At 46.1% G+C, this 20937-nt stretch carries 24 protein-coding genes and 1 pseudogene; 5 read left to right on the top strand and 20 right to left on the bottom strand.

Annotation, left to right across the window (positions count from 1 at the left end):
- Positions 1-199 precede the first annotated feature (199 nt).
- From cspE to QTN95_RS08990, 18 genes are all read right to left on the bottom strand, one after another.
- On the bottom strand, positions 200-412 hold the full coding sequence (gene cspE / locus QTN95_RS09075) for a transcription antiterminator/RNA stability regulator CspE (protein ID WP_138971153.1): 213 nt from the start codon (positions 410-412) through the stop codon (positions 200-202).
- 322 nt (positions 413-734) lie between these two features.
- Entirely contained in the window at positions 735-1958 is a 1224-nt protein-coding gene (locus QTN95_RS09070; RefSeq protein WP_331417248.1) for a beta-ketoacyl-ACP synthase, read from the bottom strand.
- Positions 1955-2680, bottom strand: coding sequence for a 3-ketoacyl-ACP reductase FabG2 (locus QTN95_RS09065; protein WP_331417247.1), 726 nt, complete (start codon positions 2678-2680; stop codon positions 1955-1957). The genes QTN95_RS09070 and QTN95_RS09065 overlap by 4 nt, the downstream gene beginning before the upstream one ends.
- A complete protein-coding gene (locus tag QTN95_RS09060; RefSeq protein ID WP_331417246.1) occupies positions 2677-3141 on the bottom strand; it encodes a hotdog family protein in 465 nt (154 codons plus the stop codon). The genes QTN95_RS09065 and QTN95_RS09060 overlap by 4 nt, the downstream gene beginning before the upstream one ends.
- Entirely contained in the window at positions 3134-4321 is a 1188-nt protein-coding gene (locus QTN95_RS09055) for a beta-ketoacyl-[acyl-carrier-protein] synthase family protein (RefSeq protein ID WP_331417245.1), read from the bottom strand. The genes QTN95_RS09060 and QTN95_RS09055 overlap by 8 nt, the downstream gene beginning before the upstream one ends.
- Positions 4322-4326: 5 nt before the next feature.
- Positions 4327-4947, bottom strand: a complete 621-nt coding sequence (locus QTN95_RS09050; protein WP_331417244.1) for a DUF3261 domain-containing protein — start codon at positions 4945-4947, stop codon at positions 4327-4329.
- Entirely contained in the window at positions 4944-7289 is a 2346-nt protein-coding gene (locus QTN95_RS09045) for an MMPL family transporter (protein ID WP_331417243.1), read from the bottom strand. The genes QTN95_RS09050 and QTN95_RS09045 overlap by 4 nt, the downstream gene beginning before the upstream one ends.
- Positions 7261-7869, bottom strand: coding sequence for a LolA family protein (locus QTN95_RS09040; RefSeq protein WP_331417242.1), 609 nt, complete (start codon positions 7867-7869; stop codon positions 7261-7263). The genes QTN95_RS09045 and QTN95_RS09040 overlap by 29 nt, the downstream gene beginning before the upstream one ends.
- Positions 7866-8315 carry an acyl-CoA thioesterase gene (locus tag QTN95_RS09035; protein WP_331417241.1) on the bottom strand — a complete coding sequence of 150 codons (450 nt, stop codon included), beginning with the start codon at positions 8313-8315 and terminating at the stop codon, positions 7866-7868. Before QTN95_RS09035 ends, QTN95_RS09040 begins: the two co-directional genes overlap by 4 nt.
- Entirely contained in the window at positions 8315-9868 is a 1554-nt protein-coding gene (locus tag QTN95_RS09030; protein ID WP_331417240.1) for an HAL/PAL/TAL family ammonia-lyase, read from the bottom strand. The genes QTN95_RS09035 and QTN95_RS09030 overlap by 1 nt, the downstream gene beginning before the upstream one ends.
- Complete coding sequence (locus QTN95_RS09025) at positions 9849-11561, bottom strand: glycosyltransferase family 2 protein (protein WP_331417239.1); 1713 nt, start codon at positions 11559-11561, stop codon at positions 9849-9851. Before QTN95_RS09025 ends, QTN95_RS09030 begins: the two co-directional genes overlap by 20 nt.
- A 1-nt stretch (position 11562) precedes the next feature.
- Positions 11563-11922 (bottom strand): ApeI family dehydratase, encoded by a 360-nt coding sequence (locus QTN95_RS09020; protein ID WP_331417238.1) that lies wholly within the window; start codon positions 11920-11922, stop codon positions 11563-11565.
- A 15-nt stretch (positions 11923-11937) separates the two neighbouring features.
- Positions 11938-13320: an AMP-binding protein gene (locus QTN95_RS09015; RefSeq protein ID WP_331417237.1), complete on the bottom strand. Its 1383-nt coding sequence runs from the start codon at positions 13318-13320 to the stop codon at positions 11938-11940.
- A gap of 5 nt (positions 13321-13325) precedes the next feature.
- Positions 13326-13886 carry a hypothetical protein gene (locus tag QTN95_RS09010; protein ID WP_331417236.1) on the bottom strand — a complete coding sequence of 187 codons (561 nt, stop codon included), beginning with the start codon at positions 13884-13886 and terminating at the stop codon, positions 13326-13328.
- Positions 13886-14143 (bottom strand): acyl carrier protein, encoded by a 258-nt coding sequence (locus QTN95_RS09005; RefSeq protein WP_269375223.1) that lies wholly within the window; start codon positions 14141-14143, stop codon positions 13886-13888. The genes QTN95_RS09010 and QTN95_RS09005 overlap by 1 nt, the downstream gene beginning before the upstream one ends.
- A gap of 15 nt (positions 14144-14158) precedes the next feature.
- Positions 14159-14419: a phosphopantetheine-binding protein gene (locus QTN95_RS09000; RefSeq protein WP_006879085.1), complete on the bottom strand. Its 261-nt coding sequence runs from the start codon at positions 14417-14419 to the stop codon at positions 14159-14161.
- Positions 14420-14425: 6 nt separating this feature from the next.
- Entirely contained in the window at positions 14426-15199 is a 774-nt protein-coding gene (locus QTN95_RS08995) for a lysophospholipid acyltransferase family protein (RefSeq protein WP_331417235.1), read from the bottom strand.
- Positions 15196-15924, bottom strand: coding sequence for a beta-ketoacyl synthase chain length factor (locus QTN95_RS08990; RefSeq protein WP_331417234.1), 729 nt, complete (start codon positions 15922-15924; stop codon positions 15196-15198). Before QTN95_RS08990 ends, QTN95_RS08995 begins: the two co-directional genes overlap by 4 nt.
- 70 nt (positions 15925-15994) lie before the next feature.
- On the opposite strand from QTN95_RS08990, the pseudogene QTN95_RS08985 reads away from it, so the two are divergent.
- The 4 genes and pseudogenes from QTN95_RS08985 to QTN95_RS08970 all read left to right on the top strand — a co-directional run bounded on the left by QTN95_RS08985 (position 15995) and on the right by QTN95_RS08970 (position 19103).
- Positions 15995-16387 (top strand): annotated as a pseudogene (locus QTN95_RS08985) (hypothetical protein).
- A gap of 29 nt (positions 16388-16416) precedes the next feature.
- A complete protein-coding gene (locus tag QTN95_RS08980) occupies positions 16417-17484 on the top strand; it encodes a class I SAM-dependent methyltransferase (RefSeq protein WP_331417233.1) in 1068 nt (355 codons plus the stop codon).
- Positions 17485-17521: 37 nt separating this feature from the next.
- Positions 17522-18769: an NAD(P)/FAD-dependent oxidoreductase gene (locus QTN95_RS08975; RefSeq protein WP_331417251.1), complete on the top strand. Its 1248-nt coding sequence runs from the start codon at positions 17522-17524 to the stop codon at positions 18767-18769.
- A gap of 82 nt (positions 18770-18851) precedes the next feature.
- Positions 18852-19103 (top strand): DUF3081 domain-containing protein, encoded by a 252-nt coding sequence (locus tag QTN95_RS08970; RefSeq protein WP_138971154.1) that lies wholly within the window; start codon positions 18852-18854, stop codon positions 19101-19103.
- A gap of 44 nt (positions 19104-19147) precedes the next feature.
- On the opposite strand, the gene QTN95_RS08965 is transcribed toward QTN95_RS08970, so the two are convergent.
- Positions 19148-19507, bottom strand: a complete 360-nt coding sequence (locus QTN95_RS08965) for a DUF413 domain-containing protein (RefSeq protein ID WP_269375218.1) — start codon at positions 19505-19507, stop codon at positions 19148-19150.
- Between the two features lie 197 nt (positions 19508-19704).
- On the opposite strand from QTN95_RS08965, the gene QTN95_RS08960 reads away from it, so the two are divergent.
- A complete protein-coding gene (locus QTN95_RS08960; protein ID WP_138971156.1) occupies positions 19705-20598 on the top strand; it encodes a LysR family transcriptional regulator in 894 nt (297 codons plus the stop codon).
- Positions 20599-20689: 91 nt separating this feature from the next.
- Here the strand turns inward: QTN95_RS08960 and QTN95_RS08955 are convergent, their stop codons facing one another.
- Positions 20690-20893, bottom strand: coding sequence for a hypothetical protein (locus tag QTN95_RS08955; RefSeq protein WP_331417232.1), 204 nt, complete (start codon positions 20891-20893; stop codon positions 20690-20692).
- Positions 20894-20937: the final 44 nt, after the last annotated feature.

Raw genomic sequence — 20937 nt, 5'->3', positions numbered from 1 at the left:
GCATTACTCACTTGCAAGAGGAGGCGATACACCATGTCTTGCCCATTAAACGAGAAGAGCGGATATATCCGAGAGCAATAAAACCAAAGGCAAAGAAATACCCCAATAAAAAGAAAGCCAGTCAGCTTAACTGACTGGCATTAGCCACTAGGGCTGGTTTTTTAAATCTTAAATAGATGACGCTAAGGTCAATCTAAAATTAAGCAGCTACAACGTTAGCAGCTTGTGGGCCTTTTTGACCTTGTTCAACTTCGAAAGATACGTGTTGACCTTCTTTCAGAGTTTTGAAACCTTCAGAAGCGATTGCACGGAAGTGTACGAATACGTCAGCGCCGCCGTTTTCAGGAGTGATGAAACCGAAGCCTTTCTCTTCGTTGAACCATTTAACGATACCAGTAGTTTTGTTAGACATAATCTGTCCCTTATATAAATTGAATTAATCTTCGTTTATGCGCTGAAAATTTGAACTATTTAATGTAACAATGAAGCTAAGGGAAACACAGAGGATAACGCCGGTAACGCAGGAATTCTAAGGATTTACTTTTGACTTGCAGTTTCACTAATAACTCTGAATTGCAGAGCGAATAAATCTTACCTTATTCCACACGGTTGTAAAGAGATATTTTGCTAAAGTTGGTTATTTTTTGCTCACATTGACATTAAAGCCCTCATTGAGGGCTTTAATTGAGTAGAACGACAACCTAAGAAAAATCTTTTTATCACGGAGAGTTAACTTAGATCTTCTTAAAGATGATCGAAGTGTTGATGCCACCAAAGGCGAAGTTGTTACTCATCAGATATTCGACCTCTAACTCTCGACCATTGCCAGTGATGTAATCAAGGTTGCCACACTGCTCGTCAAGAGAGTCTAAGTTCAATGTTGGGCTGAACCAACCAGTGTGCATCATCTCTAGGCTTAACCACGCCTCAATCGCACCACAGGCCCCAAGAGTATGACCAAAATAACTCTTTAGAGAACTGATGGGTACCTTGCCTAGTGCGTTGGCTGTTGCGTTACTCTCTGCGATATCACCACGATCAGTGGCGGTTCCGTGTGCCGAGACATAGTCGATCTGCTCCGCTTTGATGCCTGCATTTTCTAATGCCATCTCCATACAGATTTGCATGGTTTCCATCTGTGGTTGGGTGACATGGGCTGCATCACAGTTGCTGGCAAAGCCAATGATTTCAGCGTAGATTTTAGCACCGCGAGCCTTAGCATGTTCATACTCTTCCAGAATTAAAGTACCAGCACCTTCACCAATCACTAAGCCATCGCGATGAGTGTCATAAGGTCTAGGTGTGCTTTTAGGTGCGTCGTTTTTCAAACTGGTGGCAAAAAGAGTATCAAACACCGCGGATTCAGTCGGGCACAGTTCTTCGCCTCCACCCGCAACCATGACGGTTTGATAACCATGCTTGATTGCTTCATAGGCGTAACCAATGGCTTGACTGCCTGAAGTACACGCACTGCTCGTTGGGATCACTCGTCCTTTCAGGCCGAAGAACAGTCCGACGTTGACCGCGGTTGTATGAGGCATCATTTGTACATAGGTAGTCGCGGTAATTGCCTTGGTCGTTTTGTCATTGAGCATTACGCCAAAGGCACCGATCGCATCGGTACTGCCCGTTGATGAACCGTAGGCAATGCCAGTTTGTCCATTCGTCAGTACTTCTGCACCGATTAGCCCCGCTTGTTGCAGAGCATTTTCAGTCGCAACGGTCGCCAGTTTAGACACACGACCCATTCCGCGAACTTGTTTGCGTTTGTAGTGTTTTGGCAATTCAAAATCGTCTACAGGCGCGGCAAGCTTAGTATTGAGACCTTCGTACTGCTCATAGCTTGGCATGTACTGAGTGGCGTTTTGACAGGCTCTGAGTTTTGGTTCTACGGATTGCCAGTCGTTACCAAAAGCAGTAACACCAGACATGCCCGTTACGACAACGCGACGACTCATACCAGACCTCCGTTAACTGAAATGACTTGGCGAGTAACGTAGCCTGCAATATCAGACATTAGATAACTCACCAGACCGGCAACCTCTTGCGGCTCACCCATTCGACGAAGTGGAATTTGCGGCATAGCGTGCTCTTTTACATGCTCATCAACCATACCGGTATCAATTAGACCCGGAGCGACACAGTTCACGGTGATTTTTCGCTTCGCCAGTCCAAGTGCGAGGGATTTTGTTGCGCCGATAACGCCCGCTTTTGCTGCACTGTAGTTAGTTTGGCCACGATTACCCATCAATCCAGAGACAGAAGCAAGTGTAACAATGCGGCCACCTTGGCGTTTTTGAACCATTGGCATTACGCATGGGTGAAGCACGTTATAAAAACTGTCGAGGTTGGTATGGATAACACCGTCCCACTCTTCTTCTGTCATCGCTGGGAATGCTGTATCGCGCGTAATGCCTGCGTTGTTCACCACGCCATAGTAAGCGCCATGCTCTGCGATATCGCTTTCTAGTTTATAACGGCACTCTTCGCGATTACTGATATCAAACTGGATCAGACGACCATTGCCACCATTTTCGATAATAGTGTCTAAGGTTTGCTGAGCACCTTGTTGGTCACCCATGTAATGAACGGCGATGGTGAATCCATCTTTTGCCAACTGAATTGCGATTGCTTGGCCTATGCCCTTACTTGCGCCTGTAACTAAAACTTGACGGGTCATTGGTGACTCCTGATTTTCATTTCTTGTAATTTTTGTTCTGAAGGTACGTATACATTTAACTGGCAACTCGCGACGGTCTGTTGTGCAAACTCGATACGCGCAGAGAAGACCGCCATACCATTATCTTCCATCATTTTCTCGGCATAGATGTCGAGCTGTTGACCATTTTGGAACGCATCACAATGAGAAATGTATCGACGGCTCCCAAGCAAGAAGCCGATAGGGGGTTCTGCGCCTTGTTGAATGGCGTGGTAGCCTGACCAAGCCGCGACGGATTGAGCCATAAACTCAATTCCTACATATGCAGGAAGAGTGCTGGTGTCAGTATTATAAAATGGATTCTTTGCGCCTATATCCACCTGACAGTGGATGGTGCCTTGTTGAATGTCTAGCGCACGATCGATAAGGATCATCGGCTCATCATGCGGCAGTAATTGTGCGATAGGAGGATAGCTAGTCATGGATGTAACCAAAGATGAGACTGATATTGTTGCCACCAAATGCAAACGAGTTGCTTAAAATGGCTTTACCCTGCAATTTGGTCGTCGTTTCAACCAGTGAAACTTCGATATCCGCGGCTTTGTCACGGCAATGCTGACTGGGTAGCTCTAAGTCGTAATTCAAAATATGCCACGCAATGGCGGCTTCGGTAGCGCTTGCAGCGCCAAGGGTGTGACCGGTTAGAGGTTTGGTTGAGCTGACCACTACCCGATCGCCAAATAAGCGATGAATCGCTTTGCTTTCCATGCTGTCATTAAGTGGGGTTGCCGTTCCGTGGGCATTGATATAGCCGATGTCATCGACCACTAGTCCTGCGTCATCGAGCGCTTTTTGCATCGCTTGCTCTGCACCATTTCCCTCAGGGTGAGGTGCCGAAATGTGGTGGGCATCAGAACTGTCGCCCGCGCCCAACAGAGCGACCTTAGATGGTTGATAACTCAACAACATCAAGGCGGCTGATTCTCCAATATTGATACCGTCTCTTGCTTGGCTAAATGGCTGGCAAAGTGTATTTGAAAGTGCTTCCAGACCATTAAAACCGTTTAGAGTTAAGCGGCAAAGCGTATCTACGCCGCCGACGATGACTACATCGACGAGTCCGCTACGCAGTAATCGTTGCGCTGTGATAAATACGCGACCACTGGATGAACATGCGGTAGAGATTGCGTAACATGGCCCTGTGATTCCGAAGTAGGCAGCAACAAAGTCACTGGTGTTGCCTAGCTCCTGCTTACGATAGTGGTAGTGTTCAGGGAAGGCTCCGCTCTCAAGTCTCTGTCGATATGCGATCTCGCCATCGGCAATACCAGACGTGCTGGTTCCTATGATAACGGCGACTCTTGAGGGGCCAAACTCATTGATCGCTAAGCGAACCTTATGCTCAATTTGCTTTATTGCCGAGAGAGCCAATTGATTGTTGCGTGTATCAAACTCCGCGAGATGAGAAGGGAGCTCTGGAAGTGGGTCATCAATACGACCTACTACGGTGGAAGTACCCGTATTGAGGATATGGTCATCGACCACCATATTTGAGGCTTGTTGGCCGGACAGGCACAAGTGTATCTGGGATACGTCTGATCCCATCGCGGAATGAAAGCCACAATCTTGAATAAAAATCGGTTTAGAAACGTGTGTCAGCATGATGGCTATCTAGTTGGGGCTGTACTAAATTGCAGCGTTTTTATTTTTACAGTGTAGTTGTCGATTAAGTGATTAAAGGTAATTTCACCCACTAGCCTGTCCTTGTTGCTGTAATGGATGTCAATGACCTTTTCACCGGCGCTATCGAATATAGCTCTGGAATTGTTTTCGTCAATCATTCGCCACCTTACCTTATTTAGAGGGGCTTCCCAAGCAGAACTCGGCCAGAGCGTGATCATCAGATTAAATAGCACTTGTTCTGGTTGTGGCAAGACGCCTCCAAGACCGCTCATCACATCTGTTGAAATGCTATCGTTTTGATAGGTAAGAGACAGAATCCGTGTTCCCCAAGAAGAAAAACCTGCCAGAACGAGCTTATCTTGCGAGACTTGCAATTGTACCGGCAATTGTTCGCTACGAGTTTGCGCTCCGTTTTGCCACTGCGCTTCAATTAATTGGCTAGCCGTCAGTGAATAACCTAGCGACGCAGGGATTGGTAGGTTTACTTGGGTCTGCTTGGCGACCACTACGGTTGGAGTTGTACTTTGCGGAGTGGAACTGCAAGCGCTAAGAACGACCCCAAGCACTATTGAGCACAGTGTTTTCGCCAAAGTAGTGCGCTTCATTGTTTCTCCTCATTAATCGCGAGTGGAGACAGCAGCCAAGCGACAAAAATTCCGCTAAGAACTGTAATTCCAAAGCTATGAATGGCGTGTGTCTGGCTCAGTGACAGTAACCCGAAAGAGAGTAACGTTGTCAGAGCGGATAAAGTGATCGCCAGTAATGTACTTGGACTACGCGCTTTTTCAGCAAAAAATAGTGTGTAGTCGATGCCAATCCCAATTATGAGAATAAGTGCGAGTAAATTGAACAAATTTAGGGTTGAACCGAGCATCGCCGCTGTCGCGATTCCCACAAGACAAGCAATAAGGGAAGGGATGAGTATTAGCACTGCGTGTTTGAGACCATAACGTTTGACCAGTAAACCACTAATCACCACGAGGGCGATGACCAATAGTTCAAGGACTTTGACGCGGTACTCGCCAAACAAAGTAGAGATCTCTTCTGCCTTATTGAGGTAGCTTATATCGGGATGAGCGTGTGCAAACTGCTTGACGATTTCGGCATTGTTGAGCTTAGTGAGTACAACGATCGCGGCCACTTGTTGCTCAATCTGCCCTACATATAAGAAGCGCACAGGCTCAGAGACAATCTGCTGTAAATACTCCTGTAGATTTACTGGCTTAAACGCTTCTGCTAGTAAGGGCACAGACGTGAGCTTAAGTGTATCGCTCAATTTGTCGCCCTGTGATGCGTACAGATTCTCGATTAACTGGTAATCACTCTGTTGGCGTGTGATAGAACCAAGATATTGAGTCAGACTTTGATAACCTTCAATCGAGCCCTCTTGTTTCCATTGGTCTAGGGTCGGATGGAGCGACTCAAGGCGCTGCATTAGCAATTCATCATCATTGGCGGTCACGACTAACATCTGTTGAGAAGATTGCAGCCCACTGATTTCGTTGATCTGCTGCTCCTGCAATTTGAGGCTATCTGGCATAGCCTGAAGTTGACGGATATCGTCATCATAGTGCAGCGCGGTCAGAGGAAGTAAGGTGGCAGCCAAACAGATTGCGGGCATGGTGAGTTTAAAGCTCGGTTTTTCCCATTGCCCCAACCAGCGTTGCCATAGCCAGTTGCCCGGTAAAGGTCGAGACTCGGTGGGGTGTTTGGCTAGAATCGGATACCAAGCGACAACGGTAGCATAGGCTGCAATTAAACCAATCGACGAGAACAGGGCAAGTTGCTGTAGACCTGGGAAAGGAGCGATCAGCATACCCAGATATCCAATCAAACTGGTGACCAGTCCCATCGAAATGGCTGCAAGAATATGTTTCAGCCCTTTGCGGCTATCCCAACTGTGTCCAGCAGCAAGGCGTTCCGTTAGGTAATGGAATGCGTAGTCGATGGAGACACCAATCAGACTGGCACCAAACACCAGACTAAACAGATGTACTCGCCCAAACAGCTCTGTGGTAACAGCAAGGGCCGCGACTAAACCGATGCTGATCGATAGCAGCGCTAGCATCAGTGGCGCGCCACTTCTGAATACGCCTATCACCAAAACGATGACACCGAATAGCGAAAAAAGACCAATGGTGCTGATTTCTGATTTCGCACTCTTAGTTCCAAACTCGGCGTAGAAGAGCACACCCGTGTGGAGCGTCTGAGCCTTATACTGCGTGGTCAGTTGCTGCTCTATATCGATAATTTTGGATACGCCCTCTTGGGCATTGAGGCTGTAAGGAGAATCTTTTAGTGTTGCCGTGATCAGCACATACTTCTGATTTTGGTGCCGAGTGGTCAGGTATCCGTTGTCGATGCTAAAGGCGGAACTTTGTTGAGTTAACTGGCCAAGATAGTCACGAAACAACAAAAATGGGTCGCTGGCGAGTTCATTGCCAGTGACGCCAGAAAATGGGTTATAGATCGATTGGACGACGTACTGAACTTGAGCCTCCGGTGTTGCCGTGAGACGTTGGCGTTGCTCCGATGTGAGCTGTTGAAAACGGTGCTGAAAATAGTAACTCGCCCACTGCTGCTGTTGCTCGGCCGACACTTTTCCAGTGACTTCCGTAAATAGTCCAGTATCGGACAGAGCCTGCTCAAGAGCATTTGCCGCGGCAAAAAGCTGGTCGTCTTTTTGAGTACGCAGAACGAAGACCACTTTATCGCTGAAGTTGTTCGAAACGGTTTCAAACGCTTGCTCAGCAATGGGGTTTTGCTGGTTTTCTGGCAGCAACTTTAAGATGTTGGTCTCAATGGGAGATTGAGCTGACCAAATCCACTGTTTAGCCAGCAGGGCAAGAAAAAGCAATACTAGACCAAGCCAAGCTATTGCTATGTTCTTGCCACCCAAGCTTTGGCGAGTTGCATCGTCAGAAACTGAATTGCTCTTGTTCCGCATCACTTAGGCTCTCTGGCTGATGAGTCTGGTTGGTAAAAAGAATTTCGGTCTTGTCACCACGAATTTCCTGCAATATCAGACCATCGATATCCTGCTTTCCTGTCAGAGTGATAGACTCGAACACTGAGTTTAGGGGGGATTGTTTAGGTGTTAGCCTAAGCGTCCATTGCCCTTCGTTGATGGCTAAATTCAGATCAAACTGCTCTTGTAGTGCTTCGGTATCGCCATGGAAAACCGCTAGGAATACATGGCTAAAATAGAACGCCATTGGGTTCTCTTTTGCCGTGATAATCTGAGGCGCTTGTCCAGCAAATGTTTGGCGTAGCTTATCTTGTGTCAGCACCAACTGAACTGGGAATGGTGTAGTTTGCTGCCACAATAACCCTTGTGCTTTGTTTAGCGTGAACTTTCCTTGCGAACTTAACGGTTGCTCAAACATTTCAAGATGACGAAGTTGAGTAAAGTCGCCGCGAACGGTCGCGCTCTTGGCTAACTCTGTTTGCAGCGAGGAAAGATCCGTGACTTGCGCCCAGCTAAAGGGAGAGAGTGCTAATAAAGCGAGCATTAACCACTTTTTCATTGAGCGACTCTCCCGTGTTGGTGCCAATGCTCAATTTTATCGATAAAGATCTTCGGTGAAGCAAAGCACATTTCCTGTTCTTTGATACTGACTGCTACTTGTGTGGTGTGCGCTTTACACATCCTCGCACCTGTTTCAGCATCGGAGATTAGGTAATCAACACGCAGTCGATTCTCCCACTCAGTCAGTTTGGCAGTTACGCGGATCTGGTGATTGAAAGGAATCGCTTTCACGTACTTAACGCGCGTATCTATGATTGGCCACATGTAGCCAGATTCATTCATCGCGAGATAACCGTAGTCGATCTTCTCCATCATGACGCGGCGGGCTTCTTCAAAAAAGCGAAAGTAGTTGCCGTGGTAAATCACACCCATAGGATCTGCGTCTTGAAACGAGGTGACCAGTGTCACCTCAGATTCGAGTGGAAATTGGATTGCTTGCTCCATTAAGCCTCCGGATAGAGTGACCAGTGGCGTTGCTGAATTCGAGAAATAAAGTGGCGAAGGTCGTGTTCAAGTGGACGATCTTCTACGACAAATTCAAATTCATTTAATACCGCATCACGAATCATCTTGAGGTTGTCACTCATATGGTGCTCATCAAGTTCATTATGGCGACGACGAATCTCTACGGCCTGAATACTTGCAAGCAATGACGCCGCAGCGACTTGTTCGGTTAATTGGAGTACACGCAAACAGTCACGAGCTGCAATCGTACCCATACTGACCTTGTCCTGGTTGTGACATTCAGTTGAGCGAGAGAAAACGCTGGCTGGCATGGTGTGCTTCAACGCTTCTGCTGTCCAAGCTGAAATACCTATCTGCACTGCTTTGAAGCCGTGGTTGATCGGTTTACGTTCACCCTCTGCTCCCGTTAGGTTAAAGGGCAAGCCATTGTTGAACTTATAGTCCATTAGTTGTGCCATTTGACGATCGAGCAGATCCGCTAGGTTAGCGATACCCGTCTTGAGGGTATCCATCGCCATAGCAATATGACCGCCATAGAAGTGGCCGCCGTGCAGCACGCGTTCGTTTTCACCGTCAATGATTGGGTTATCGTTAGCGCTGTTCAGTTCATTTTCGATCATTGAACGCAGCCACGGCAGTGAGTCCTGAACAACACCAATCACATGCGGTGCACAACGGAGTGAATAACGATCTTGTAGACGGTCACTGTTGCGTGGAGGACGTTCGGCGTTGAGATCGGCACGCAGCCATGCAGCAACTTGCTGTTGACCAGGGTGAGGTTTCACCGCAAATAGTGCTTCATCAAAGTGAAAGTCATTGCCATGCATGCCGACAGAAACCATCGCGGTGATCTTGGTACATAGTTGAGCAAGATATTCTGCGCGTTTGTATGCCAGACAAGCGAGAGCGGTCATGACCGATGTGCCATTCATCAGGGCGAGGCCCTCTTTAGGTTTAAGATGAATAGGGTCAATGCCTAACTCGGCGTAGACTTCAGCGGTAGGGCGGACTTCGCCTTTATAGATGACCTCTCTTTCACCAATCAGAGCGGCAGCAAGATAAGAGAGTGGCGTTAAATCACCGCTTGCACCTACTGAGCCTTCTTGTGGGATACGAGGAGAAATGTCTTGGTTGATAAGAGTAACGATCTGGTTGAGCAAATCGTGTGTTACTCCTGAAACCCCTTGGGCTAATGAACATAATCGAGTGGCGAGCACGGCTCGCGCCTGTTGGTGCGATAGCACTTCTCCTAGACCACAGCCATGGAAGCGGGTGAGGTGAAGCGGAAGTTCATCGACTAGGTTCGGTGGAATCGCAACCGTGCAAGAGTCACCATAACCTGTGGTTACGCCATAAATGACGCCTTCCTCTTTCAACAAACGTTCAAGAAACTGAACACCTTTGTCTATTTTAGTGGTGAATTGTGGTGAATTATTGAGGCTAGCATTGGCACCTTCGGCAATGGTAACTACATCTTCTATGCTCAGCGCCTGTGCGCCAAACGTAATGGTGTTATCGTTTTGCATCGTCATCTTGCTGATTACTTAATGTCCAAAAGTTGAAAAAATTATACCACTGCAGTGGCGCTTGCAGGGTGTAGTGTTGCAGACGTTGGGCATAGTCTTGCACAACCTGTTGTAATGCTGCTTGTCGCTCTTTGCGTGGCAGCACGATTTGTTCTCTAAACGGCTCAAAGTAGACGTTAAAGTGTGGCTTATCGCTACTGTCATCGCGAAGTCCAAAGAGTAGATAAACGGGGGCTTTCAAAATAGCCGCCAGCATAAACGGCCCTTGCGGGAAAGGCGCTGGTTTACCGAGAAAATCGGCCCACACCGAACGGCTCTCTTTGCTGGTCGATGTGCGATCACCAACGATCACGATCCATTCACCCTGCTCAATTTTTTGCTGTAAGAGAATCGCCGTATCGGGCCCCATAGAGCTGACCTGAATCAGATTGAGCTCAGAGCTAGGATTAACGGCTTTCATCACGCTGTTAAAGCGTTCCGCATGCTCAGTAAACACCAAGGCATTGATCTTGATATGAGAATGTCGACGCCCAAGCGCACGACACAATTCGATATTACCCAGATGAGAGCCGAGAATAACAACCCCTTGTTTGTTATCCACCATACGTTGAAAGTTTTCCTGACCACTAATGGTTAGGTTCTCGACACTGAAGTCACCCTTCCAAGCAGCCAATTTATCAAGAATGGTATGACCAAACGACAGCAGGTGATGATAGCTGTCGAGTTTTTCTGGTAACTCGAAAGAGTGCTGCTGTGCGTACGACTTGAGTTGCGAGAGATAGATTTCTGATGCTTGCTTTGCATCCTTACCAACGAGGTGATAATAGCCGATGACCACTTTCAGGATAAGATTAAAGACTTTGCGACCCAGCAAACTGTAGATCGCCAGCAACAGCTTGATACCGAAGATCGTGCCTTGCTCTTGTCGTTTCGACCAGTGTGGCTGATCATCACTGTTGTTTTTTCTGCGCTTACGGGCGATTAGCTGGGGGGCTCGCGGCAGCATACCGAAAAACAGTCGAGTATGCATCCAACTGATTTTGACGTTATCCCAAAGTGCATCAAAATGGGATATTCCCCCTTCAGGATAGATGACGCGAGTTTCAACAAACTCAATATCAACGCCTTCCCAATACATACGCACAAGGATTTCGATGTCGAAGTCCATCCGTGTGCCAATGTCATATTTGTCTAGCACTGCGATGGTCTTGTTAACGGGATAGGCACGAAAGCCGCACATGCTGTCTTTGATGGTCAGAGATAGTGTTTCGATCCAGACCCAAACATGGGTGGCATAGCGACCATATAGACGAGCCTTTGGAACGCTATCATCATAAATGGGTTGGCCAGAAACCAAACAATCAGGATTGTGTTGTGAGCATGAAATCAGTGCAGGTAAGGCGTCAATGTCATGCTGGCCATCAGCGTCAATCTGAATCGCATGGCTGAAGTTCAGTTGATGCGCGTGGCGGATCCCTGCCATCACAGCACCGCCTTTGCCTTGGTTTTGCGCCAGTGTTACTAAGGTAACATTGTCTTGCTCAGCGAAGTCGATAAGAGCCTGTTTGGTGTTCGCATTGCTACCGTCATCAACAATAATAAAAGGTAAATCAAAAGGTTTCAGTGATGACACCACAGCAGCAATAGTGCTTCCATGGTTATAGCAAGGGATAACAAAACAGGGCTGGTAATTGTCCACCTTAGCCCCCTAATTTCATTTTTCCAGATGAGTGGATAACCAGTTGCTCGTTGTGAATTGAGCTGTATTTAAAGGTCAGCTTTTGTTTTTCATCGTCCCAGATCAGCTCTAAGGTAATCTGGGCATCTGGAAGGATAGGCTCTTGAAACTTAATCACTTCCATGCCTTTAAATGTCAGTGGAGTATTGAGATACTCAATCGCATAAAAGAGTGCCCAGTCAATCTGACTGACTCCCGGTAAAAGCGGGAAATGGCTAAAGTGACCACGAAAATCCAAGATATCCGCATCAACCTTAGCGCTAAGGGTGGCTTGGTTACCTTGAATGACTACATTTGTGATCGTTGGTTTTCTTTTATCCATGGTGCTACTTATTGTTTATGATTGGAACAATTTTTCAATGTCAGCGACTTGGCGCTTGCCCTGACTATTTAGCGGCACTTCATCGACAACACGGTACTTACGTGGAATCGCGATTGGCTCTAGCCAGTTGCGTAACGCTTGACGAAGAGCAATCCAGAATTTGCCTTTTCCGAGTTGTGCTATCTCCTGTTCACCAGCCGGAGTTAAGACGATAACCGCGCACAGTGCGATGCGATTTCCTTCGCTTTGCGGTATAACCGCACTTTCCTCTACCCAGTCGAGCTGTTCAAGACGTTTCTCGACTTCGACCAGAGAAATCCTTTTTTCTTCTACTTTGACAATACGATCGGTACGCCCTTTCAGCTCAAAACAGACTGTATCATGGAAGTGGCATTCGTCGGCAGTTTGGTACCAGTTATCGCCGTCAATGTGGGGGGCTCTTAATCGCAGACAACGCTCACTATTAAGTTGCGCTTCGACACTTGGAAACAGTCTCCATGGTGTGGTTGGCACAGCTTGTTTTCGGTGAGCGATTCCCCCAGTCTCTGTGCTGCCAAACACTTCGATTGGAAGTGAACCGAATAGTTCTTGGCTATGCAGGGCAGCACTGTGCGTCAGCGGTCCTCCAGAAGAGAAGATGGCGCGCAGCGGAGCGCTATCGTGTTCTTCACTCAGGCGCTTTAATAACGCAGGACTGCTGATAAGCACGGTGTCATGATTCGCGTGGTGAACGAGCTGCTCAGGAAACTCAAGGTTGTGCACCGCGAACGGACGCCCTGAACATAATGGCCATAACAGGCGAAATAGCAGGCCATAAATATGTTGGTGAGACACAGTGCTCTCAATTCGAGAACCCGTTAGCTGATTGCCCCATAGTGACTCGAGAATGGCGATCTCGTTATCTAGCTGGCGCAGGGTTTTAACTATCGCCTTTGCTTTGCCACTTGAACCCGAGGTAAATAAGGTCAGGGTCACTGAGTCGACATCAAGAGGTGACGATAAATATGGCGTTGGCTCCGACAACGGTTCTGTTGAACGGCTGAGTAACAACGAAGGAACAGACTCAACAACGGGAACCAAGTCATCGTGGAGCAGTAGATCGAAGTGAGAGCTTAATTCACGTACCGCTTCAGGTTGATAATTGCCAGGTAACACCAAACGTTTGTTGGCGTAGCAGACGGCAAAAAAACCAACCGCAAACAGATAGCTGTTTGCGCAACACAACGCGATTTTCTCAGAGCTGTGTTGGTTCAAAAGAGTTTGAAAGCGCTCAATATCGGCTTGGAACTGCATCCAGCTAAAGGTGTTTTGTTCTGCAAATGCGACAGGATAAAGACTTGGGCGCTGGGCACACAGCAGATCAGTGAGCGAGCAAAAGTCAGCTTGGTCAAGGTACATGATGTCTATCGGTCCTTTCGGATAAACTGGCGAACAATCCACTCAACAGCAAACAAGGAACCCGCGAGTAAGTAACTGATCAGACCGTTATATAAGGTCCAAAGTTCCATGGAGTGAAAGCAGGTGTAAAGTGCGAATAGTCCATTTAAGGTAAAGAAACCGCACCAAACCGCAGTCACTTTACGTGTGTATTGTACGCCACTCGGAGGTAACTCAGGTTCTTGCAGCCGTGCCAATCGTTCGATGATGGTTTGTGGCTGCTTAAAACTGCTGGCGAATACCACTAACATGCACAGGTTGACCACCACAGGATAAAACGTCAGCCAACCATGCTGCTTAAACAACATGCCAATGGCTACCAACGAGATACCGGTTACCGCACTGACTTGAGCAACGTACTTGAGTTCTTTCAATTGGCTGCGTTGGACACTGAGCAGTCGAATTCCCAAGGCGGCGATAAGCAGTATCCCCACCAAGGAAAAGCCATATTTTTCAATGCCGAAGTAGACAGCGAATGGGTAGGCGAGCAGGACAACTGCAGACAGAATCGTCAGCAATTGACGCATTAGGCTTCCTTCAGAAGCTCTGTGACCGCATTGACCACGTCATCAACTGTACGCACGGTACTGAATTCCGCAGGTTTGATTTTCTTGCCAGTTACGTTTTGCAGATGAACCACGAGATCGACAGCATCGATGCTATCAAGGTCGAGATCTTGATACAGATGTGCTTCAGGAACGATATCTGATGCATCGATTTCAAAAAGTTCTTCAAGTGCGTCTTTAACTTGCTCAAATACTTGCTGTTTATTTACGTCAGTCATGAAATTACCTACTCATTACTCACTGATTTGCGAAGAGATATAGTTTGCCAGATTGCTTACAGATGCAAAATGTTCACGAGTATTGGAATCATCTGCGTCAATGACAATGTTGTACTTTTTCTTAATCGCTAGACCGAGTTCGAGGGCATCGATTGAGTCTAAGCCTAGACCATCGCCGAATAGTGGAGCGTCCGTTTCAATCTCTTCGACAGTTAGGTCTTCTAGATTAAGCGCATCAATTATAAGTTGTTTGATTTCGTTATGTAGTTTTTCCACGTGGACCTACTTGTGACTTGGGTTTTCTGGAAAGAGTGTCTCTGATAAATGCTGCTGCAAGCGTCTGGCAGCAAGTGTCGGAGACGTAGTTTGCTCTATAAAGGGCTTAACCTCAACTTTATCCTTAACCTCTACTAGGAAAAAAGGTTTAGTTGGGGGGACTTGATACCACTTTTTCTCTTTTGTGAGAAAGCTCGGAGAAACGGTGATGTGAATGATGCGCAAATCTCGACCTGTGCGGACGGCAATTTGCGCAGCACCACGTTGAAGTTTGGATTCAACGCCAGGTGTTGTTCGCGTGCCTTCAGGAAAAACTAATAAAACATTTCCTTGTTTAAAGCGTTGTTCGCATATTGCCAATAAATCGTCTGGCGTTTCATTTGGAATATAACCCGCCGCTTTGACAATATGCTTCATAAACGGGTTGGCCCATATCGCTGATTTGACGAGGCAATCGCAGCGTTCTAGCTGAGAGGCGATCAAAACGTAATCAATGAGACTTGGATGATTAGCAACAATTAAGCAATTTTTATCATTGTGCAAAATGTCAGCGCCTAGGATTTTATAATCAATGGCGCCGGTCAACTTCATCAGCTTGCAGAAAAAGTTAAATGATCGCTGTATCGTATTCTGAACTTTATATTCTCTGGCCCTTTTATCACGGTACAATATGCGAATAGTAGGAATAACAATAAAGCTGAGCGCTAATCCACCTAAGCCAAAAACTGAAAAACAGAATCCAGTTGCGAACACACGCCAATATTGACCTAACTTAATCATTTTCGTTGCCAATTCCAGATTTGATTGTTGGCACAAATAGCCCATTCATTTCGCTCAGAAACGAACTGACGAATAAACTCTAACCCTTGAGGTAGAGAATGGGGCTGGCCGCTATCGTTACTCTGTTTGGAGATTTGGTACTGCTTTCCAACCGACAACACCAAGCCCAGTCCATAACCTTGATACTGCTGATGTTCATATTGTTGATAGGCTTCTGGAACTGGTTCATCAAAATCGACAACCAGTACTTTATGATCTGGATGATCATTGAGATAAAGCCAAGCCTCAAGCAAGGCACTTTGAAACGTATTTTCAGCGGCTGCAATTGAGGTTAGAGGAATGGTTTTTTTGGTTGCGATGGTGACAAGTCCGGCTGCGGTATTGTGCACAGATTGGGAAAAAGCCATTGGAGAGGCTTCTTCGCCACGTAAGATATCACCCACTAAAGCAATACTGCGGTGCAGTTCTCCGTGGCGGCTGGCAAAAACCAGATAATCAATCTCGTGTTCATTTAACAGTTCAATGCTCGTTTGAACCGCTAGTTTGCTTAAATGACTCATTCTACGGCGCATCATCGGCGGTATGGCTGAGCAAATCAGGGTACCGTCTTGCGGCCATTCCAAGTTATTTGCCCAGCTTTCCCAATTTTGAGACGTGGAAAGTCCGTTAGAATGCGCGAGCCATGCATCGATGTTAAATGAGATATTGATTTCTGAATTTGACATAAAAATTTGAATTGTTGTTTTTACAGCGAAATACTATTGCAGACTTACACTTAATTAAGGAAATAATAATATGTCATCATTTAAGTTACTCGGCTCACTTTTGTTAGCGTTATTACTTGTTGGTTGTGGGTGAGTTCAGCCTGTAATGAATGTTGAGGATACTCCAGTTGGATATAATCTTCAAAGCAAACAAGTTAAGATGGCGATAATGCAAGCTGCGACGAATCGCGGTTGGATTGTCGAAGAAGTGAGTCCAACAGAATTGAACGCAAAAATTCATGTTCGTGACCACTACGCTGAGATAAAAATCCCATTTAGCGACAAATTTTACTCAATAATTTATCTCAACTCAGAAAACCTAAAAGAGAAGGGTGGCAAAATTCATCGTAACTACAACCGTTGGATAAACAATCTAAACGTAGATATTAAACGTCAGTTAGCGTTAACGGCTTCTGGTCAGTAATTAATTAGCAACTAATAGTTAGGTTTTTCGTGGTAAACAAAATTAAAGATCCATTCAACGCACTAGAGGCGAAGACAGAAGCTCAAAAGCTTTCATTTGCACCGATTGTATTTCACACGGCGCGTACTTTGCGTGACTTAGGTATTTTAACTGTACTTGACGATGCAGGCAGTGAAGGCTTAGATGCTGCCGCGATTGCACAAAAAACCGACGTTTCAGAGTATGGCGTAAAAGTGCTACTCGATATGGCCATAAGTGCAAACATTGTTTTATGGCAAAAACCTAACTATTCATTAGCCAATCTAGGCTTTTTTATTCTCCACGATGGCATGACCAACGCCAACATGGATTTCACCGCAGACGTTTGTTATGCGGCGATGATGCACTTAACTGAATCGATAGTGGAAGGTAAGCCCGCAGGACTGAAAGAGTTGGGTGAATGGGAGACGATTTATCAAGGCCTCTCACAATTGCCAGAAAGAGCGAAGCAAAGCTGGTTTAAATTTGATCACTTCTACTCCGATCGTTCTTTCCCTGTTTTACTTCAAGAAGTCTTTAAATCACAGCCAAAGCAGATCGTTGATATCGGTGGTAACACGGGTAAATGGGCGATGCAGTGCTGTGGATATGACAGTGAGGTTCAGGTCACCATTGTCGACCTACCTCAGCAATTGGAAATGGCTATGGCCAATGCAGTGCAGCACGGTTTTGAACAGCGTGTTACGCCTTTCCCAGCCAATATGCTCGACAAACAGCAAACTCTGCCCCCTCAAGCAGATATCTGGTGGATGAGCCAGTTCCTAGACTGTTTCTCTCCGATGGAGATCTTGAGTATCTTGAAACGTGTGAAGCAACAACTTCGTCCTGGCGATGCCGTCTATATTCTAGAGCTGTTTTGGGATGCACAGAAATATGATGCCGCATCGTATAGTCTAAACGCGACCTCGCTATACTTCACCTGTTTAGCCAATGGCAATAGCCGCTTTTATCGTAGCGACGATTTTCTGGAGATTGTCGAAGAGGCGGGCTTAGCGGTGATTGAGAGAACGGATGATATCGGACTCGGTCACACCTTATTAAAGTTGACGTCAAAATAGTCACTTTATCTGAACATGAGCAATATAAAAAATAATGATGAATAAAGAATTTACTCAAGTTGTTGTTGTCGGTGCCGGGCCCTCTGGTTCTACCGTTTCTGCGCTGCTTAATGCGCAAAATATCAAAGTCATTGTGATTGAAAAGGCCGAGTTCCCTCGCTTTTCGATTGGAGAAAGTTTGTTGCCAGCGTGTATGGAAGTGGTTGAGCAGGCTGGAATGCTAGAGGCCGTAAACGCATACGGCTTCCAATATAAAGATGGCGCCGCATTTAGACGCAATGGTGTCTATACCCAATTCAACTTTACTGAAAAGTTTAGCAGTGGACCGGGAACCACATACCAAGTTCAGCGTGGTAACTTTGACAAAGTACTTGCCGACAGTGCTGCACAACAAGGTGTCGAAATTCGTTACAAACATGAACTGACGGCACTCGAGTTCATTGACCAGCGCTCGCTGCTTACGGTCACGGATCATCAAGGTAATCCCTATCAGATAGAAGCCGACTATGTGCTCGATGCCAGTGGCTTTGGACGAGTTCTACCAAGAATGCTCGATCTTGAAGAGCCATCGTGTCTTCCACCACGTAAAGCGATTTTCACTCATATCGTTGACAACATCGACGTTGAAGATATGGAGTATGACCGCAATAAGATTCTGATCTCTGTCCATCCTGATAATCATGATGTTTGGTACTGGCTAATTCCTTTTTCCAATGGCGTGTGCTCATTTGGTATTGTTGGTGAGCCTGAGTTCTTCGACAAGTACCCACAAGACAAGATAGAGGCAATTGAACAACTGGCTAGTGAAGAGCCGGGTTTGGCTCGCTTGTTGGCGAATTCTGAGTATCCTAACCCTGCTGGTGAACTCGGTGGTTATTCAGCCAACGTTAAACATCTTGCGACATCGCACTACGCTTTGCTTGGTAACGCGGGCGAATTTCTTGACCCAGTGTTCTCTTCTGGCGTGACTATTGCCATGAAATCGGCACACTTTGCGGCAGATTGTATTGTTCGTCAGCTCAGTGGACAGGCCGTGGATTGGCAAAAAGAGTATGCGGAGCCTTTGATGGTTGGCGTTAACACCTTCAGAACCTACGTAGAAGGTTGGTATAACGGCACCCTACAAGATGTGATCTTCTATCAGCGCCCAAACCCGCGTATTAAAGAGATGATTAGCTCAATCTTGGCTGGATATGCTTGGGATACTGATAACCCATATGTCAAAAATAGCCAGCAACGATTAGCGACCTTGGCGGAATTGGTTAGAGAAGACAAAAACGTATAGATTTTGATACGGCTCAAGGTTCGGATTGGCTAAATAGGCCATTTCTGCTCATACTTTCAGTGTGAAATAAAGGAGGTTGGGGATGAAAAACGAACTTGATCCGAGCAAAATTCTTATGGCATATGAAACCGTTATGGCGAATGGAACGCCAACTGAGCACGGTAAAATATATGAAGGGGTGGAGGCATTCTCCGACTATGATGGCTATAACGTCTATATGCGGGGGAATGGCGTCGAGTTAAAAGTTGGTTTTCACAACACCTACCACCTCGACTATGACCAAGAACATCTGCGTGACAGCTTTCTTAAGAAAGTGGCGATGCTCGCTAAATAGACAAAGCCCTGAACGTATTGCGCTCAGGGCTTTTAATTTGGTGCTTAATCTTCTTCTACTAAGCTTGCGTCTTCTGAGTAATCATCAGCGCCTGCATCAGGTTTATTGCGACCATTTAGAGTATGGAAACGCTTTCGGCCACGAGCTAACTGAACATATTTAAGCCATACACGCTCAAGTTTTGATTTCGCTTTGCCTGGATGGACTAATACTTTGACAAAATGTTTCTCTTCGGCGTTTTCAGGCGTTAAATCACCAGACTCTAAGCCAAGCATAGTGTCGCCATAAAGCGTTAGAATTTCTTCCTCAGCAAGCGTAAAATCGCCAGACTTAGCGAATCCTCGTGGGAACTTAGTATTGTCGTAAAAACGTTTTTTGCCATGACGAAATTCGGTGTCAGACATTTTGTTAGCCTCTAATTGATCCTAAATGGGTGACCTAGAGCGAAAGTTAGGCGTAAAATTAACAAAAGAAAAACAAAACCTTTTTATCATTACTATTGAATAGTTTTATTAAATTTAGATAACACTTTAGTGACCTGAAGATTATAAGAATTCATCGAACTTGCTAACATTGCAAGATTGTCGGTAGAGGAAAACCAATGGACGTAAAAGTCTTTAGAACGTTTTTAGAACTGGCTCAAGTCAGACATTTTGGCAAAGCGGCAGAGAATCTGTACATCACCCAAGCGGCTGTTAGTGCCCGCATTAAACAACTTGAAAGCTACTTTGACACTCAGCTATTTATTCGAGACCGAAACAACATCAAGTTGACCTCTTCTGGTGAACGACTCATCGGTTATGCCGAAGTCATGGTGAGTACCTTACAACAGGCTAAACTGGAACTTTCGTTGGAAAGTGGCAAAGCCCTGCAATTAACTTTAGGTGGTACTGCCAATGTGTGGGATGCCTATCTTCAGAACTGTCTCAGCCTAGTGACCGATGAATTTGAAGGTTATGGCTTTATGGCTGAGATCTTGGGCCGCGAAGCATTAACTCGTCAATTGCAAGAACGCACCCTCGATATGGCTTTCGCCTTTGATCAAATTAAAGCAGATGAACTTCACTGTAAAAAAGTCGCCGATGTCGTGCTTGTGCTGGTCTCGACTAAGCAAGATGCGTTAGATACGGTATTTGAAGATAAGTATGTCTATGTTGACTGGGGGACGAAGTTTGCCTCTGAGCACGCGGAGCGTCACGCTAGAATCGCAGCGCCTTACTTACGTACATCTACAGCCAGAATTGCTTTGGAATTCATCCTTGAAAAAGGTGGAAGTGCTTACTTACCAATCTCCCTCGTCGAGCCCTTCTTAGCGAGTGGACAGCTGTTCAAAGTTCAGGGAGTTGAGGATTGGTATCGTCCTATCTACCTCAGCTATCGTAAAGCGAGCAGTTCGGTAGATGCGATTAAGCAAGTGGAAGAGTTGGTGAAAACGATTGACCCAGTCACTGCATATAGCTTGCAGCAGATGGCAGATTTTTCCGTCGCTGAATAACTCGCTTTAAATCAAAGCCTCGCTAATGCGAGGCTTTATTGTATCCATGTTAGACAAGATAGCTGCTAACGCTACCTTGCGACTACTGATCTTAAAGGCTCATTAAGCTCTCAATTGACTCCTCAATCGTTAATTCATGATAGCGATGTATCGACTGACCATCGAAGGCATCAATTAAAATTTTGTCGATATTGGTGGGGCCGTGTTGGTCAATAATGCCTAAGATTTGTTCAACATTATCGCATGTCATAGTGAGATCGCTTTTAAGCACAACAGTGCAAGAGTGTAGATGCATAGCCAACTTCCTTATTATTTTTTAAGGTTGCATCTATAACTTTA

The organism is Vibrio sp. M260112, from assembly GCF_036533775.1.
In the GTDB taxonomy this organism is placed as follows: domain Bacteria; phylum Pseudomonadota; class Gammaproteobacteria; order Enterobacterales; family Vibrionaceae; genus Vibrio.
Note: the sequence above shows the minus strand (reverse complement) of the source record. Positions and strands in the feature narration are given on the sequence as shown.